Annotated in this window: 14 protein-coding genes; 13 read left to right on the top strand and 1 reads right to left on the bottom strand. The window is 57.5% G+C overall.

The annotated features are described in order from the left end of the window. Position 1 precedes the first annotated feature (1 nt). Positions 2–1,267 (bottom strand): ATP-dependent RNA helicase RhlB, encoded by a 1,266-nt coding sequence (gene rhlB, locus AFK66_RS18290; protein ID WP_007780047.1) that lies wholly within the window; start codon positions 1,265–1,267, stop codon positions 2–4. 117 nt (positions 1,268–1,384) lie between these two features. Between rhlB and trxA the strand changes: the two genes are divergently transcribed. The 13 genes from trxA (at position 1,385) to wzyE (ending at position 15,641) form a co-directional block, all read left to right on the top strand. After that, a complete protein-coding gene (trxA, locus tag AFK66_RS18285; protein ID WP_004386384.1) occupies positions 1,385–1,714 on the top strand; it encodes a thioredoxin TrxA in 330 nt (109 codons plus the stop codon). A gap of 355 nt (positions 1,715–2,069) precedes the next feature. Continuing rightward, positions 2,070–3,329 carry a transcription termination factor Rho gene (gene rho / locus AFK66_RS18280; protein ID WP_004386383.1) on the top strand — a complete coding sequence of 420 codons (1,260 nt, stop codon included), beginning with the start codon at positions 2,070–2,072 and terminating at the stop codon, positions 3,327–3,329. A 250-nt stretch (positions 3,330–3,579) separates the two neighbouring features. Then, positions 3,580–4,680: a UDP-N-acetylglucosamine--undecaprenyl-phosphate N-acetylglucosaminephosphotransferase gene (gene wecA / locus AFK66_RS18275; RefSeq protein WP_007798133.1), complete on the top strand. Its 1,101-nt coding sequence runs from the start codon at positions 3,580–3,582 to the stop codon at positions 4,678–4,680. A 17-nt stretch (positions 4,681–4,697) separates the two neighbouring features. Beyond that, a complete protein-coding gene (gene wzzE / locus AFK66_RS18270; RefSeq protein ID WP_004386381.1) occupies positions 4,698–5,747 on the top strand; it encodes an ECA polysaccharide chain length modulation protein in 1,050 nt (349 codons plus the stop codon). A gap of 57 nt (positions 5,748–5,804) precedes the next feature. Then, positions 5,805–6,935 (top strand): non-hydrolyzing UDP-N-acetylglucosamine 2-epimerase, encoded by a 1,131-nt coding sequence (gene wecB, locus AFK66_RS18265; protein WP_032968541.1) that lies wholly within the window; start codon positions 5,805–5,807, stop codon positions 6,933–6,935. Further along, positions 6,932–8,194, top strand: a complete 1,263-nt coding sequence (gene wecC / locus AFK66_RS18260) for a UDP-N-acetyl-D-mannosamine dehydrogenase (protein WP_023899636.1) — start codon at positions 6,932–6,934, stop codon at positions 8,192–8,194. The genes wecB and wecC overlap by 4 nt, the downstream gene beginning before the upstream one ends. Further along, entirely contained in the window at positions 8,191–9,258 is a 1,068-nt protein-coding gene (gene rffG, locus AFK66_RS22525) for a dTDP-glucose 4,6-dehydratase (protein WP_023899635.1), read from the top strand. Before wecC ends, rffG begins: the two co-directional genes overlap by 4 nt. A gap of 18 nt (positions 9,259–9,276) precedes the next feature. Further along, positions 9,277–10,158 carry a glucose-1-phosphate thymidylyltransferase RfbA gene (gene rfbA / locus AFK66_RS22520; RefSeq protein ID WP_007780061.1) on the top strand — a complete coding sequence of 294 codons (882 nt, stop codon included), beginning with the start codon at positions 9,277–9,279 and terminating at the stop codon, positions 10,156–10,158. After that, a complete protein-coding gene (gene rffC / locus AFK66_RS18245) occupies positions 10,136–10,819 on the top strand; it encodes a dTDP-4-amino-4,6-dideoxy-D-galactose acyltransferase (protein ID WP_032983059.1) in 684 nt (227 codons plus the stop codon). Before rfbA ends, rffC begins: the two co-directional genes overlap by 23 nt. Before the next feature lie 5 nt (positions 10,820–10,824). Beyond that, positions 10,825–11,955 carry a dTDP-4-amino-4,6-dideoxygalactose transaminase gene (gene rffA / locus AFK66_RS18240; protein ID WP_032983058.1) on the top strand — a complete coding sequence of 377 codons (1,131 nt, stop codon included), beginning with the start codon at positions 10,825–10,827 and terminating at the stop codon, positions 11,953–11,955. Position 11,956: 1 nt separating this feature from the next. Next, positions 11,957–13,207 (top strand): lipid III flippase WzxE, encoded by a 1,251-nt coding sequence (gene wzxE / locus AFK66_RS18235; RefSeq protein WP_007780069.1) that lies wholly within the window; start codon positions 11,957–11,959, stop codon positions 13,205–13,207. After that, positions 13,204–14,280, top strand: a complete 1,077-nt coding sequence (locus tag AFK66_RS18230; protein WP_032983056.1) for a TDP-N-acetylfucosamine:lipid II N-acetylfucosaminyltransferase — start codon at positions 13,204–13,206, stop codon at positions 14,278–14,280. The genes wzxE and AFK66_RS18230 overlap by 4 nt, the downstream gene beginning before the upstream one ends. After that, on the top strand, positions 14,277–15,641 hold the full coding sequence (gene wzyE / locus AFK66_RS18225; RefSeq protein ID WP_007798159.1) for an ECA oligosaccharide polymerase: 1,365 nt from the start codon (positions 14,277–14,279) through the stop codon (positions 15,639–15,641). The genes AFK66_RS18230 and wzyE overlap by 4 nt, the downstream gene beginning before the upstream one ends. Positions 15,642–15,651 lie beyond the last annotated feature (10 nt).

Below are 15,651 nucleotides of genomic sequence, written 5' to 3'. Positions count from 1 at the left end.
TTTATCCTGTACGACGACGGTTGCGCGGCGCGCCGGAACGACGCGGGCCATTGCCGGTACGCGGACGCGACAGGCGCTTCGGCGGCGGCAGTTCGCTTAACAGCGCATCCGGGTTGTATTTACTCACCGGAATGGAGTGGCCGATATAGGTTTCAATCGCCGGCAAGTTCAGCGCGTACTCTTCACAGGCGAGGCTGATGGAGTGGCCGCTGGCACCCGCACGACCGGTACGGCCGATGCGATGCACATAGTCTTCGCAGTCGTCCGGCAGGTCGTAGTTAAAGACGTGCGTAACGGCAGGAATATGCAGGCCGCGCGCCGCGACGTCCGTTGCGACCAGGATATCGAGATCGCCGCGGGTAAATTCATCCAGAATACGCAGGCGTTTTTTCTGCGCCACGTCGCCGGTCAACAGGCCGACGCGATGACCGTCTGCCGCCAGATGGCCCCAGATGTCTTCACAGCGGTGTTTGGTATTGGCGAAAATAATGGCGCGATCCGGCCACTCTTCTTCAATCAGCGTCTGGAGCAGGCGCATTTTCTCTTCGTTAGACGGATAGAAAAGCTCTTCTTTAATACGGTGGCCCGTTTTCTGCTCCGGCTCGACTTCGACATATTCCGCGTTGTTCATCTGCTCAAACGCCAGTTCGCGCACGCGGTAAGAAAGCGTGGCGGAGAACAGCATATTGAGACGCTCTGCGGCGGCTGGCATACGGCGGAACAGCCAGCGGATGTCTTTAATAAAGCCCAGATCGTACATGCGATCGGCTTCGTCGAGCACCACAACCTGAATAGCGCCCAGGTTCACGTGGTTTTGTTTGGTGTAATCGATAAGACGGCCAGTGGTGCCGATCAGGATATCGACGCCGCTTTCCAGCACTTTCAGTTGTTTGTCGTAGCCGTCGCCGCCGTAGGCGAGACCAAGCTTAATGCCGGTGGCTTCAGCCAGCGGCTCTGCGTCGGAGTGAATCTGCACCGCCAGTTCGCGGGTGGGCGCCATAATCAGGGCGCGCGGTTGATTCACCTGGCGATTTTCCGCCGCAGGGTGAGAGAGTAAATAGTGAAACGTTGACGTTAAAAACGCCATCGTTTTGCCGGTACCGGTTTGCGCCTGCCCTGCAACGTCACGGCCCGCGAGCGTTAACGGGAGTGCCAGAGCCTGGATAGGGGTGCAGTTATAAAACCCTTTTTTCTCAAGGGCTTGAACTACAACAGGGTGCAGGGCGAAGTCGGAAAACTTCTGTTCAGTCAAGTGTGTTTTGCTCATAGTGTGGTAGAATATCAGCTAACTATTGCTTTACGAAAGCGTATCCGGTGAAATAAAGTCAACCTTATGTTGGTTAATGCTACACCAACATGACAGGCCTAATCTTTGGAGTAAAACATGAGCGATAAAATTATTCACCTGACTGACGACAGTTTCGACACGGATGTACTTAAAGCGGACGGGTTGACGCTGGTTGATTTCTGGGCAGAATGGTGTGGTCCGTGCAAGATGATCGCCCCTATCCTTGATGAAATCGCTGATGAATATCAGGGCAAACTGACGGTTGCCAAGCTGAACATCGACCAGAACCCGGGCACCGCGCCGAAATACGGCATCCGCGGCATTCCGACTCTGCTGCTGTTCAAGAACGGTGAAGTAGCGGCGACCAAAGTCGGTGCGCTGTCTAAAGGCCAACTGAAAGAGTTCCTCGACGCCAACCTGGCGTAATGGTTCCCCGCCGGGGCGATCACGGTTCCTAAATACTCAGGACCGCTGGACGCCCGGCTTCAGTCATGCTAACTTAATTTTTGACTTCAATTTAAACTTACCTTTTAGTTTGAATCTTGTAATACCCGACGCTTCCCGCCCGTGACAATGTCAATACCGAGACCGGTAGGCGAGAAGAGCATTAACTCCGGGACTTATCACTCATTCCGTCTTGTCGTTTCAGTTCTGCGTTCCTTACCTGCAACCAGGCAACGAACAGACATGAGATGAAGCCCGTTAACAGGCATGGATGACCCTGCCATACCATTCACAACATTACGTTCGAGATTTACCCCGAGTTTAAGAACCCACCACTATGAATCTTACCGAATTAAAGAATACGCCGGTTTCTGAGCTGATTACTCTCGGCGAAAATATGGGACTGGAAAACCTGGCCCGCATGCGCAAACAGGATATTATTTTCGCTATCCTGAAGCAGCACGCGAAGAGTGGCGAAGATATCTTTGGCGACGGTGTGCTGGAGATATTGCAGGATGGCTTCGGCTTCCTCCGTTCTGCAGACAGCTCCTACCTTGCCGGTCCCGACGACATCTACGTTTCTCCCAGCCAAATCCGCCGTTTCAACCTCCGCACAGGGGATACCATCTCCGGTAAGATTCGTCCGCCGAAAGAAGGCGAGCGCTACTTCGCGCTGTTGAAAGTGAACGAAGTTAACTTCGATAAACCGGAAAACGCACGTAATAAGATCCTGTTCGAAAACTTAACGCCGCTGCACGCCAACTCGCGTCTGCGTATGGAGCGCGGTAACGGTTCGACCGAAGATTTGACCGCTCGCGTTCTGGATCTGGCATCGCCGATCGGCCGCGGCCAGCGTGGTCTTATCGTGGCACCGCCGAAAGCCGGTAAAACCATGCTGCTGCAGAACATCGCGCAGAGCATCGCGTATAACCATCCGGATTGCGTCCTGATGGTACTGCTCATCGACGAACGTCCGGAAGAAGTGACCGAGATGCAGCGTCTGGTGAAAGGCGAAGTGGTTGCGTCCACGTTCGACGAACCGGCTTCCCGCCACGTTCAGGTCGCCGAGATGGTTATCGAGAAGGCCAAGCGCCTGGTTGAGCACAAAAAAGACGTTATTATTCTGCTCGACTCCATCACCCGTCTGGCGCGCGCGTACAACACCGTTGTGCCAGCCTCCGGCAAAGTACTGACCGGTGGTGTGGACGCGAACGCCCTGCATCGTCCTAAGCGTTTCTTCGGCGCGGCGCGTAACGTGGAAGAGGGCGGCAGCCTGACCATTATTGCGACTGCTCTGATTGATACCGGCTCTAAAATGGATGAAGTTATCTACGAAGAGTTTAAAGGCACCGGTAACATGGAACTGCACCTCTCCCGTAAGATCGCAGAAAAACGCGTCTTCCCGGCTATCGATTACAACCGTTCCGGTACCCGTAAAGAAGAGCTGCTGACGACTCAGGAAGAACTACAGAAAATGTGGATCCTGCGTAAAATCATTCACCCGATGGGTGAGATCGACGCCATGGAATTCCTCATTAATAAACTGGCGATGACCAAAACTAACGACGAATTTTTCGATATGATGAAACGTTCGTAGTCAGCGGAAACTCGGGGAACGCCACGTCACGACGTGGCGTTTTTCTTTGTTGCTCTATACGATAGGCAACAGGCGTGATCTTTACGCGATTTTCAGTAAAGGTGCGCCAGTTTTTATCTGGCCTGAGCTATGTTTATCTTACTGAATAATAATTAGTCTGTTCAGGGATGAGGGGCGGAGGAGTGCTTAGAAAGCCTGACTGCCGCAGTTATACTTCCTCCGGACTTAACGTTTGCAGAGAGCGCACACTGTGAATTTAGTTACCGTTGGTACTGAGCTACTCAGTATTTTTTTATTCACATTTGTTTTTCTTTTTTTTGCACGAAAGATCGGCAAAAGAGTGGGTCTGGTTGATAAACCCAACTTCCGCAAGCGCCACCAGGGGCTTATTCCGCTCGTGGGCGGCATCTCCGTTTATGCAGGTATCTGTTTTACTTTCGCCATCGCGGACTATTACATCCCTCATGCTGCGTTATATCTGGCGAGCGCCGGGGTGCTGGTGTTTGTCGGCGCGCTGGATGATCGCTATGACATTAGCGTGAAAATTCGTGCCGTTATCCAGGCCGTTATCGGCGTGGTCATGATGACGGTCGGCGGGCTGTATCTGCGAAGCCTCGGCTATATTTTTGGCTCCTGGGAGATGGTGCTGGGGCCGTTTGGTTATTTCCTCACGCTGTTTGCCGTCTGGGCGGCGATTAACGCTTTCAACATGGTTGACGGCATTGACGGTCTGCTGGGCGGGTTGTCGTGCGTCTCTTTCGCGGCCATCGGGATGATCCTGTGGTTTGACGGGCAGACCAGCCTGTCGATGTGGTGCTTCGCCATGATAGCCGCCATCCTCCCTTATATTCTCCTGAACCTTGGCGCATTCGGGCGGCGCTATAAAGTCTTTATGGGCGATGCGGGCAGTACGCTTATCGGTTTCACCGTTATCTGGATCCTGCTGGAAACCACCCAGGGGAAAACGCATCCCATTAGCCCGGTAACCGCGCTCTGGATCATCGCGATTCCACTGATGGACATGATTGCCATCATGTACCGCCGCCTGCGTAAAGGCATGAGTCCCTTCTCGCCTGACCGCCAGCACATTCATCATCTGATCATGCGCGCCGGTTTTACTTCTCGTCAGGCGTTTGTCCTTATTACGCTCGCGGCCGCGCTGCTGGCAGGCATTGGCGTGGCGTCAGAATATGCGGCCCATATTATCCCTGAGTGGGTAATGTTGGCATTATTCTTGCTAGCATTTTTCTTCTACGGCTACTGTATCAAACGGGCATGGAAAGTGGCGCGCTTCATCAAACGCGTTAAGCGTCGCATTAAGCGCGGAAGCAACAAGCCCACCGCTAATTAAAGAAAAACGGGGACGTGATGAATCAAAAAGTGCCGGGTACTCCGCCAGGAGTGGCAGATAATGAACTGGATATTCGTGGTCTGTTCCGAACGCTGTGGGCAGGGAAATTCTGGATAGTCGGCATGGCCGTACTGTTTGCGCTGGTCGCGCTCACTTACACGTTCTTCGCGCGCCAGGAGTGGAGCGCGATGGCGATTACCGACAGACCCACCGTCAATATGCTGGGCGGCTACTATTCGCAGCAGCAGTTCCTGCGCAATCTGGACGCGAAAGCCAACCTGACGCCGGTGGATCAGCCCTCGGTGATGGACGACGCTTATAAAGAATTCATCATGCAACTCTCCGCGTGGGATACCCGTCGCGATTTCTGGTCGCAAACGGACTATTACAAACAGCGCCGTGTCGGCAACAGCAAAGCTGACGCCGCGCTGCTGGATGAGTTTATCGACAATATCCAGTTCACCGCAGGCGACGTCACCCGTAATCAAAACGACAACATTCGGCTGATTGCCGAAACCGCACCGGATGCCAACAACCTGTTGCGCCAGTACATTGCCTTCGCCAGCCAGCGGGCCGCCAGCCATCTTAACGATGAGCTGAAAGGTGCCTGGGCGGCGCGCACCGTGCAGATGAAAGCGCAGGTAAAGCGACAGGAAGCCGTCGCGAAATCCATTTTTGATCGCCGCGTGCACAACGTTCAGCAGGCGTTACAGGTGGCGGAGCAACACAACATTTCTCGCAGCGAAACGGACGTTCCCGCAGATGAGCTGCCGGATTCTGAACTGTTCATGCTGGGTCGCCCGCTGTTACAGGCGCGTCTGGAAAATCTCCAGGCGGTAGGGCCGACCTATGACATCGACTATGACCAGAACCGGGCGATGCTGGCGACGCTGAACGTCGGGCCGACGCTGGACCCGCGCTTTCAGACCTATCGCTATCTGCGCACACCGGAAGAGCCGGTTAAACGCGACAGCCCACGTCGCGCGTTCCTGATGATCATGTGGGGAGCTGTTGGAGCGTTGACAGGCGCTGGCGTGGCTCTGGTCCGCCGCCGTCGCACCGCATAAGCACGCGTCCTGGATGAAGGCGCGCGTCGCCTTCATCGCCAACTGAAGAGAATCGCTGTGAGAGTACTAACCGTTTTTGGCACGCGACCAGAAGCTATCAAAATGGCGCCGCTGGTTCATGCGCTGGCACAGGATCCCGCGTTCGACACCCGGGTTTGCGTCACCGCCCAGCATCGGCAGATGCTGGACCAGGTGCTGAATCTTTTTTCCATTGTGCCGGACTACGACCTGAACATCATGAAGCCCGGACAGGGGCTGACCGAGATCACCTGTCGCATTCTGGAAGGGCTGAAACCGATTCTGACCGAATTCCGCCCGGATGTCGTTCTGGTGCATGGCGATACGACAACCACCATCGCGACCAGCCTGGCCGCGTTTTATCAGCGTATTCCCGTCGGCCATGTCGAAGCGGGGCTGCGCACCGGCGATCTCTACTCGCCGTGGCCGGAAGAGGCTAACCGCACGCTCACCGGCCATCTGGCGATGTATCACTTCGCCCCGACCGAGCGGTCGCGCCAGAATCTGCTGCGCGAGAACATCCCGGACGCGCGGATCTTCGTCACCGGCAACACCGTTATTGACGCGCTGATCGCCGTGCGCGACCGCGTGCTGGCAGACGAACCGCTGCGCCTGCGCCTTGAAACGCAATACCCGTTCCTCGATGGCGATAAAAAAATGATCCTGGTAACGGGCCATCGCCGCGAAAGTTTCGGGGAAGGATTCGAGCAGATTTGCCGCGCGCTGGCGGATATCGCCGCGCAAAACCGCGATGTACAGATTGTCTACCCTGTCCACCTCAATCCCAACGTTACCGAGCCGGTCAACCGTATTCTGGGCCACGTCGAAAACGTGGTGCTGATTGAGCCGCAGGAATACCTGCCGTTCGTCTGGCTGATGAACCACGCCTGGCTGATCCTGACCGACTCCGGCGGCATCCAGGAAGAGGCGCCGTCGCTGGGTAAACCGGTACTGGTGATGCGAGAAACCACCGAACGGCCGGAAGCGGTCGAGGCGGGTACGGTGCGTCTGGTGGGCACGGACACGCAGCGTATCGTCGCTGAAGTCACGCGACTGCTGAACGACGAGGCGGCGTACCAGGCCATGAGCCACGCCCATAACCCTTATGGCGACGGCCAGGCATGCGAACGGATATTACATGCACTTAAAAATAATCGGGTATCACTATGAGTTTTAATACCATTTCGGTGATTGGTCTGGGTTATATCGGTTTACCCACCGCGGCGGCATTCGCATCGCGAGAAAAACAGGTCATCGGCATCGACATCAATCAGCATGCGGTCGATACCATCAACCGGGGTGAAATTCATATTGTCGAGCCGGAACTCGATAAGGTTGTAAAAACTGCCGTGGAAGGCGGCTTTCTGCGCGCCAGCACAACGCCCGTTGAAGCCGACGCGTATCTCATCGCCGTTCCCACGCCGTTCAAAGGCGATCACGAGCCGGATATGGCCTACGTGCAGGCGGCGGCGGAATCTGTCGCGCCGGTGCTACGTAAAGGCGCGCTGGTGATTCTGGAATCCACGTCGCCAGTCGGCGCGACTGAACAGATGGCGCAATGGCTTGCGGCGCTGCGCCCGGATCTCAGCTTCCCGCAGCAGGCGGGCGAGGCGGCGGATATCAATATTGCCTACTGTCCGGAGCGCGTGCTGCCAGGCCAGGTAATGGTCGAACTGATTAAAAACGACCGCGTGATTGGCGGGATGACGCCGGTCTGCTCGGCGCGCGCCAGCGAGCTGTATAAAATCTTCCTCGAAGGTGAGTGTGTGGTGACTAACTCCCGCACCGCCGAGATGTGTAAGCTCACTGAAAACAGCTTCCGCGATGTGAATATTGCGTTCGCCAACGAACTGTCGCTGATTTGCGCCGATCAGGGCATTAACGTTTGGGAACTGATTCGTCTCGCGAACCGCCACCCGCGCGTGAACATTCTGCAACCGGGCCCTGGCGTCGGCGGCCACTGCATCGCGGTCGATCCATGGTTTATTGTGGCGCAGAACCCGCAGCAGGCGCGTCTCATCCGCACCGCGCGCGAAGTGAACGATCATAAACCGCACTGGGTCATCCAGCAGGTGAAAAGCACGCTGGCGGACTGCCTTGCCGCGACCAACCGCCGCGCGAGCGAAGTGAAAATCGCCTGCTTTGGCCTGGCGTTTAAACCGGATATCGACGATTTACGCGAAAGCCCGGCGATGGAAATCGCTGAGCTTATCGCCGACTGGCACAGCGGCGAAACGCTGGTCGTTGAGCCGAATATCCATACGCTGCCGGCACGCCTTGCAGGCAAGTGCCGCCTGAGCGCGCTCGACGACGCTCTGGCGCAGGCCGACGTGCTGGTAATGCTGGTTGACCATCAGCAGTTCAAGGCCATCGACGGCTCGACGCTTAACCACGCCTGGGTCGTCGACACCAAAGGAGTCTGGCGATGAAACGCTTTCTGGTCACGGGCGGGGCGGGTTTTATCGGCTCCGCCGTCGTCAGACACCTTATCCAGAACACCGACCACGCCGTGCTGGTGGTGGATAAACTGACCTACGCCGGAAATCTGGCGTCGCTGGCACCGGTCGCGCAGGACGCGCGTTTCGCATTTGAACAGGTTGATATCTGCGATGCGCAGAGCCTGGATCGTCTGTTCGCGCAGTTTAAGCCTGACGTCGTGATGCATCTGGCGGCGGAAAGCCATGTTGACCGCTCTATCGACGGCCCGGCGGCGTTTATCGAAACCAACATTGTCGGCACTTATACGCTTCTCGAGGCGGCGCGCCGCTACTGGAATGCGCTGGGTGATGCCGGTAAAGCGGCGTTTCGCTTTCACCATATCTCAACTGACGAAGTGTATGGCGATCTGCACGGCCTTGATGATTTCTTTACGGAAACCACGCCGTACGCGCCAAGCAGTCCGTATTCCGCGTCCAAAGCGGGCAGCGATCATCTGGTTCGCGCCTGGCGACGCACCTATGGTCTGCCGACCATCGTAACCAACTGCTCCAATAACTACGGGCCGTACCACTTCCCGGAGAAACTGATCCCGCTGACCATCCTTAACGCGCTGGCGGGTAAACCGCTGCCGGTATATGGCAACGGCCAGCAGATCCGCGACTGGCTCTATGTGGAAGACCACGCGCGCGCGCTCTGCCTGGTGGCGACGGAAGGCGTCGTGGGTGAAACCTACAACATCGGCGGCCATAACGAGCAGAAAAACCTCGATGTAGTGAAAACCATTTGTGCGCTGCTGGAAGAACTGGCGCCGCAAAAACCAGCGGGCGTGGATCAGTACAGTTCGCTTATCACGTTCGTCCAGGATCGCCCGGGCCACGATCTACGCTACGCCATTGACGCCAGCAAAATCGAGCGCGAGCTTGGCTGGCGTCCGCAGGAAACCTTTGAAAGCGGAATGCGTAAAACGGTGCAGTGGTATCTCAATAACGAAACCTGGTGGAAGCAGGTTCAGGACGGCAGTTATCAGGGCCAGCGTCTGGGGCTTGCGCGTTAAACACGACGGGAGACCGGCATGAAAGGCATTATTCTGGCGGGCGGCTCTGGCAGCCGCCTTCACCCTATTACTCGCGGCGTTTCTAAACAGCTCCTGCCCATCTACGATAAGCCGATGATTTACTATCCGCTGTCGGTATTGATGCTGGCGGGGATCCGCGAGGTGCTCATTATCACCACGCCTGAAGACCAGAGCTATTTCCAGCGCCTGCTGGGTGACGGCTCCGCGTTTGGTATTTCGCTGGAGTACGCCGTGCAGCCGAGTCCGGATGGCCTCGCGCAGGCGTTTATTATCGGCGAGCAGTTTCTCGCGGGCGGTCCTTCCTGTCTGGTGCTGGGCGATAACATCTTTTTCGGTCAGGGGTTTAGCCCGAAACTGCGCCACGTCGCGGCACGTACCGAAGGCGCGACGGTGTTCGGTTATCAGGTTATGGATCCTGAGCGTTTCGGCGTGGTGGAGTTTGATGACAATTTCCGCGCCATTTCCATCGAAGAAAAACCGACGCATCCGAAATCCCGCTGGGCCGTGACCGGGCTCTATTTCTACGACAGCAATGTGGTGGAATACGCGAAACAGGTTAAGCCCTCCAGCCGCGGCGAGCTTGAAATTACCTCCATTAATCAGATGTACATGGAGGCAGGCAAGCTGAACGTTGAGTTACTGGGCCGTGGTTTCGCCTGGCTTGATACCGGCACGCATGACAGCCTGATCGAGGCCAGCACCTTTGTGCAGACCGTCGAAAAACGTCAGGGCTTTAAAATCGCGTGTCTGGAAGAGATTGCCTGGCGCAACGGCTGGCTTAATGACGACGACGTTCGACGCGTGGCGCAGCAACTTTCCAAAACCGGCTACGGCCAGTATCTGCTGGAGCTGCTCCGTGCACGTCCGCGCCAGTATTGAACCGCTGGCGTGGGAGAGCCAGTTTTTCGGCATCGACAGCGCGATTGTCCGTTTCTCTGATACCGCGCCACAGTTAGACGTGGCGCAATTAAGCCGCTGGCCGCGCGTGCAGGCGAAAGTGCCCGCCGCCCGCAGCGATCTGCTGGATGGACTGGCGCAGCTCGGCTTTCGGCTGGTAGAAGGCGAAGTGGATTTCGCGCTCACGCTCACGCCTGATGCGCCCGTGCCCGACGCGCAGATAACCACTGCCACCCCTGACGATATTCCGCTGCTGCGCGACGCGGCGGCGGAGGCGTTCGCCATGAGCCGGTTTCGCGCGCCCTGGTATGCGCCCGACGCCAGCGGACGGTTTTACGCGCAGTGGGTCGAAAACGCGGTAAAAGGCGCGTTCGACCACGAATGTCTTATCCTGCGCACGCCGCAGGGGGCGCTGCGCGGTTTCGTCACGCTGCGCGCGCTTAATGAACAAGAAGCCCGCATCGGCCTGCTGGCCGGTCGCGGCACCGGAGAAGCCCTGATGCAGGCGGCGCGCCACTGGTGCGTCACGCGCGGGCTTTACACCTTGCGGGTCGCGACGCAGGCGGGCAACCGCGCCGCGCTGCGCCGTTATATTGCCAGCGGTGGCAACATCGAAAGCACCGCTTATTGGTTATACAGGTAACTATCATGATCCCATTTAACGCACCGCCCGTGGTTGGCACGGAAATCGACTATATGCAGTCTGCGATGAGCAGCGGCAAGCTGTGCGGCGACGGCGGTTTTACCCGCCGCTGCCAGCAGTGGATGGAGCATCGTTTCGGCAGCCCGAAAGTGTTGCTTACGCCGTCCTGCACCGCGTCGCTGGAGATGGCGGCGCTGCTGCTGAACATCCAGCCGGGCGATGAAGTGATCATGCCGAGCTTTACGTTCGTCTCCACCGCTAACGCTTTTGTGCTGCGCGGCGCGAAAATCGTCTTTGTGGATGTGCGTCCGGATACCATGAATATCGACGAAACGCGGATTGAAGCGGCCATTACCGACAAGACCCGCGCCATCGTGCCGGTGCATTACGCGGGCGTGGCCTGCGAGATGGATGTCATTATGGCGATTGCCGAAAAACATCAGCTGTATGTGGTGGAAGACGCCGCGCAGGGCGTAATGTCGACCTATAAAGGCCGCGCGCTCGGCACTATCGGCCACATCGGCTGCTTTAGCTTCCATGAAACCAAAAACTACACCGCCGGCGGCGAAGGCGGCGCGACGCTGATTAACGATCCGGCCCTGGTTGAGCGCGCGGAGATCATTCGCGAAAAAGGCACCAACCGCAGCCAGTTCTTCCGCGGTCAGGTAGATAAATATACCTGGCGTGATATCGGCTCCAGCTACCTGATGTCCGATTTGCAGGCCGCCTATCTCTGGGCGCAGCTGGAAGCGGCAGACCGCATTAACCAGCAGCGCCTGACGCTGTGGCAGACTTATTACGACGCGCTTGCGCCGCTGGCGCGCGCCGGGCGCATCACGCTGCCGTCGATCCCCGATACCTGCCGTCATAACGCGCATATGTTTTACATTAAGCTTCGCGATAACGACGATCGCAGCAAGCTTATCGCGTATCTCAAAGAGGCCGAAATCCTGGCGGTGTTCCACTACATCCCGCTGCACGGCTGTCCGGCGGGCGAAAAATTCGGCGAGTTCCACGGTGAAGACCGCTTCACCACCGCCGAGAGCGAACGCCTGCTCCGCCTGCCGCTGTTCTTTAACCTCGCGCCGGTCAATCAGCGCACGGTGATCAATACGCTGCTGAGTTATTTCGGCTGATATGTCGCTCGCTAAAGCTTCCGTGTGGACCGCCGGGTCCACGCTTATCAAAATCGGCGCCGGGCTTGTGGTCGTCAAACTGCTGGCGGTCGCGTTTGGCCCGACGGGCGTCGGGCAGGCGGGGAACTTCCGTCAGCTGATTACGGTGCTCGGGGTGTTAGCCGGGGCGGGCATTTTCAACGGCGTGACGAAACTGGTCGCGCAGCATCAGCATGACGCCGCCGGGCTGCAGCGCGTCACGGGTACGGCATCGGCCATGGTGCTGGGCTTCTCGACGTTACTGGCGGTGATTTTTCTGCTGGCGGCGGGGCCGATTAGCGTTGGCCTGTTTGGTCACGATCGCTATGAAAACGTGGTGCGCATGGTGGCCTTTATCCAGATGGGGATCGCCTGGGCCAACCTGACACTTGCCATTATCAAAGGCTTTCGTGACGCGGCGGGCAACGCGCTGGCGCTGATTATCGGCAGCCTTATTGGCGTGGTGGCGTATTACGCCTGTTTTCGTCTCGGCGGGTATGAAGGCGCGCTGCTGGGCCTGGCGCTGGTGCCTGCGCTGGTGGCCATTCCGGCGGTCTGGATGCTGATGCGGCGCGAGCATGTGCCGCTGCGCTACCTGAAACCTTCCTGGGACGGCCCGCTGGCGCGCCATCTCGGTAAATTCACGCTGATGGCCCTGATGACGGCGGTAACGCTGCCGGTCGCGTATGTAATGATGCGAAACCTGCTGGCCGCGCGTTACGGGTGGGAGGCCGTCGGCATCTGGCAGGGGGTGAGCAGCATCTCCGATGCCTATTTACAGTTTATTACCGCGTCGTTCAGCGTCTGGCTGTTGCCGACGCTCTCCCGTCTTGAGGCGAAGCGCGACATCACCCGCGAGATCGGGCGCGCGCTGAAGTTTGTGCTGCCCGCGGTGGCGACGGCGAGCCTCGCGGTCTGGCTGCTGCGGGATTTCGCCATCTGGCTGCTGTTCTCGCCGCAGTTTACTGCCATGCGTGACCTCTTCGCCTGGCAACTGGTGGGCGACGTGCTGAAAGTGGGCGCTTACGTCTTTGGCTATCTGATTATCGCGAAAGCCTCGCTGCGCTTTTATATTTTGACGGAAGTCAGCCAGTTTGCTTTATTAACCGGCTTTTCATACTGGCTGATCCCGGCGCACGGCGCGGCAGGGGCGGCACAGGCCTATATGGCGACCTATATTGTCTATTTCGCCCTCTGTTGTGGCGTATTTTTACTCTGGCGCAGACAGACATGACAGCATTGATTCACGTTCTGGGGTCCGATATTCCCCATCATAACCAGACGGTACTGCGTTTCTTTAACGATGAGCTGGCAGAGGCTAACGAACAGGCGCGCCGCTTTATGGTGGTGAGCGCCGATGAACAACTCCGCCAGCAGTACCCGGCGCTTTCGCTGAGCATTTATCCCGATAAAAAATCGCTTGCCCGCGCCGTGGTGGCGCTGGCGCGTGAAAATCGCCAGCAGCGCTTTTTCCTGCACGGCCAGTTTAATGCGCCGCTGTGGCTGGCGCTGCTCGGCGGTGGGCTGAAGCCCGCGCAGGTGAGCTGGCATATCTGGGGCGCAGATCTCTACGAAGCCTCGCGCAGCCTGAAGTTTCAGCTCTTTTACCGGCTGCGCCGACTGGCGCAGGGGCGTGTAGGCCAGGTGTTCGCCACGCGCGGCGATCTCAGTCACTTCGCGAAGCGCCACCCCGGCGTGCCGGGCGAGTTGCTCTATTTCCCGACCCGCATGGATGAAGGGTTAAACCAGCTGCCGCCGCCAGAGCGTGACGGCAAGTTAACGATTCTGGTAGGTAACTCTGGCGACCGGAGTAACGACCATATCGCGGCGTTGCAGGCGGTGCATCAGCAGTTTGGCGATAACGTCAGTGTGATTGTGCCGATGGGATACCCGTCGAATAACGACGCGTGGATAGATGAAGTCACGCGGGCCGGGCAGGCGCTGTTCAGCCCGGAAAACCTCAACGTGCTGCGTGAAAAACTTGATTTCGACGCGTATCTGACGCTGCTGCGCCAGTGCGATCTCGGCTATTTCATTTTTGCGCGCCAGCAGGGGATCGGCACGCTGTGCCTGCTCATTCAGGCGGGCGTCCCGTGCGTGCTGAGCCGCGAGAACCCGTTCTGGCAGGATATGGTAGAACAAAATCTGCCGGTATTGTTTACCGGCGATAAGCTTAACGAGGTGACGGTGCGCGAGGCGCAGCGTCAGTTGCAGATGGTCGATAAATCGCAAATCGCGTTCTTTAAACCTAACTACCTGACCGGCTGGCACCGCGCGCTGCGTATCGCCTCAGGAGAAGTGGCATGAGCTTACTGCAATTCAGCGGCCTGTTTATCGTCTGGCTGCTGGCGACGCTGTTTATCGGCACGCTGACCTGGTTTGAGTTCCGCCGGGTGCGGTTTAACTTTAACGTCTTTTTCTCACTGCTGTTCCTGCTGACCTTTTTCTTCGGCTTTCCACTGACCAGCATTCTGGTGTTTCGCTTTAACGTGGCGGTGGTGCCTGCGGAGGTGTTGTTGCAGGCGCTGCTTTCAGCGGGCTGTTTCTACGCGGTCTATTACGTCACCTATAAAACACGATTGCGGGCGAGGGCGCAGGCATCGTCTTCCGGCGGCGGACTGTTTACCATGAACCGCGTTGAAACCCATCTGGCGTGGATGGTGATGATGGCGGTCGCGCTGGTGAGCGTCGGCATTTTCTTTATGCATAACGGCTTTCTGCTGTTCCGGCTCCATTCGTACAGCCAGATTTTCTCCAGCGAAGTCTCCGGCGTGGCGCTTAAGCGCTTTTTCTACTTCTTTATACCGGCGATGCTGGTGGTCTATTTTCTGCGTCAGAGCAGCCGCGCGTGGCTCTTTTTCCTCGTCAGCACCGTCGGGTTTGGCCTGCTGACGTATATGATTGTCGGCGGCACGCGCGCCAATATCATTATCGCGTTCGCTATCTTCCTGTTTATTGGCATTATTCGCGGCTGGATCTCGCCAGGCATGCTGGCTGCGGCGGGTGCGATGGGGATTGTCGGGATGTTCTGGCTGGCGCTGAAACGCTACGGGCTTAACGTCAGCGGCGACGAAGCGTTTTACACCTTTCTTTATCTTACGCGTGACACCTTCTCGCCGTGGGAGAACCTGGCGCTGCTGTTGCAACACTACGGCGATATTGAGTTTCAGGGGCTGGCGCCGATTGCGCGCGATTTCTATGTATTTATTCCGTCATGGGTCTGGCCAGACCGGCCACATATCGTGCTTAACACCGCCAACTATTTCACCTGGGAAGTGCTGAATAACCACTCGGGGCTGGCTATCTCCCCGACGCTGCTTGGCTCGCTGGTGGTGATGGGCGGCGTATGGTTTATCCCGCCTGGCGCGGTGGTGGTGGGCCTTATCATCAAATGGTTCGACTGGCTGTATGAGCGCGGCAACCTTGAGCCGAACCGCTATAAGGCCGCGATTCTGCACAGCTTCTGCTTTGGCGCTATTTTCAACATGATTGTGCTGGCCCGTGAAGGGCTGGATGCGTTTGTGTCGCGTGTAGTCTTTTTTATGCTGGTCTTTGGTGCCTGTCTGGTGGTCGCGAAACTGATTTACTGGCTGCTAGATAGCGCAGGGCTTATCCAGCCGCGCCGCCGCCGCCGCACAGCGCCGCTGTCGCCAACGGAAACGCTTTAAGGTTAAGGGA

Origin of the sequence: Cronobacter malonaticus LMG 23826, from assembly GCF_001277215.2 — a bacterium.
Taxonomy (GTDB): domain Bacteria; phylum Pseudomonadota; class Gammaproteobacteria; order Enterobacterales; family Enterobacteriaceae; genus Cronobacter; species Cronobacter malonaticus.
Note: the sequence above shows the minus strand (reverse complement) of the source record. Positions and strands in the feature narration are given on the sequence as shown.

What these genes read in the sequence shown, in the direction of transcription:
- rhlB (WP_007780047.1), bottom strand. Translation starts at nt 1,267, where the DNA reads ATGAGCAAAACACACTTGACTGAACAGAAGTTTTCCGACTTCGCCCTG.
- trxA (WP_004386384.1), top strand. Translation starts at nt 1,385, where the DNA reads ATGAGCGATAAAATTATTCACCTGACTGACGACAGTTTCGACACGGAT.
- rho (WP_004386383.1), top strand. Translation starts at nt 2,070, where the DNA reads ATGAATCTTACCGAATTAAAGAATACGCCGGTTTCTGAGCTGATTACT.
- wzzE (WP_004386381.1), top strand. Translation starts at nt 4,698, where the DNA reads ATGAATCAAAAAGTGCCGGGTACTCCGCCAGGAGTGGCAGATAATGAA.
- wecC (WP_023899636.1), top strand. Translation starts at nt 6,932, where the DNA reads ATGAGTTTTAATACCATTTCGGTGATTGGTCTGGGTTATATCGGTTTA.
- rffG (WP_023899635.1), top strand. Translation starts at nt 8,191, where the DNA reads ATGAAACGCTTTCTGGTCACGGGCGGGGCGGGTTTTATCGGCTCCGCC.
- rfbA (WP_007780061.1), top strand. Translation starts at nt 9,277, where the DNA reads ATGAAAGGCATTATTCTGGCGGGCGGCTCTGGCAGCCGCCTTCACCCT.
- rffA (WP_032983058.1), top strand. Translation starts at nt 10,825, where the DNA reads ATGATCCCATTTAACGCACCGCCCGTGGTTGGCACGGAAATCGACTAT.
- wzxE (WP_007780069.1), top strand. Translation starts at nt 11,957, where the DNA reads ATGTCGCTCGCTAAAGCTTCCGTGTGGACCGCCGGGTCCACGCTTATC.
- AFK66_RS18230 (WP_032983056.1), top strand. Translation starts at nt 13,204, where the DNA reads ATGACAGCATTGATTCACGTTCTGGGGTCCGATATTCCCCATCATAAC.
- wzyE (WP_007798159.1), top strand. Translation starts at nt 14,277, where the DNA reads ATGAGCTTACTGCAATTCAGCGGCCTGTTTATCGTCTGGCTGCTGGCG.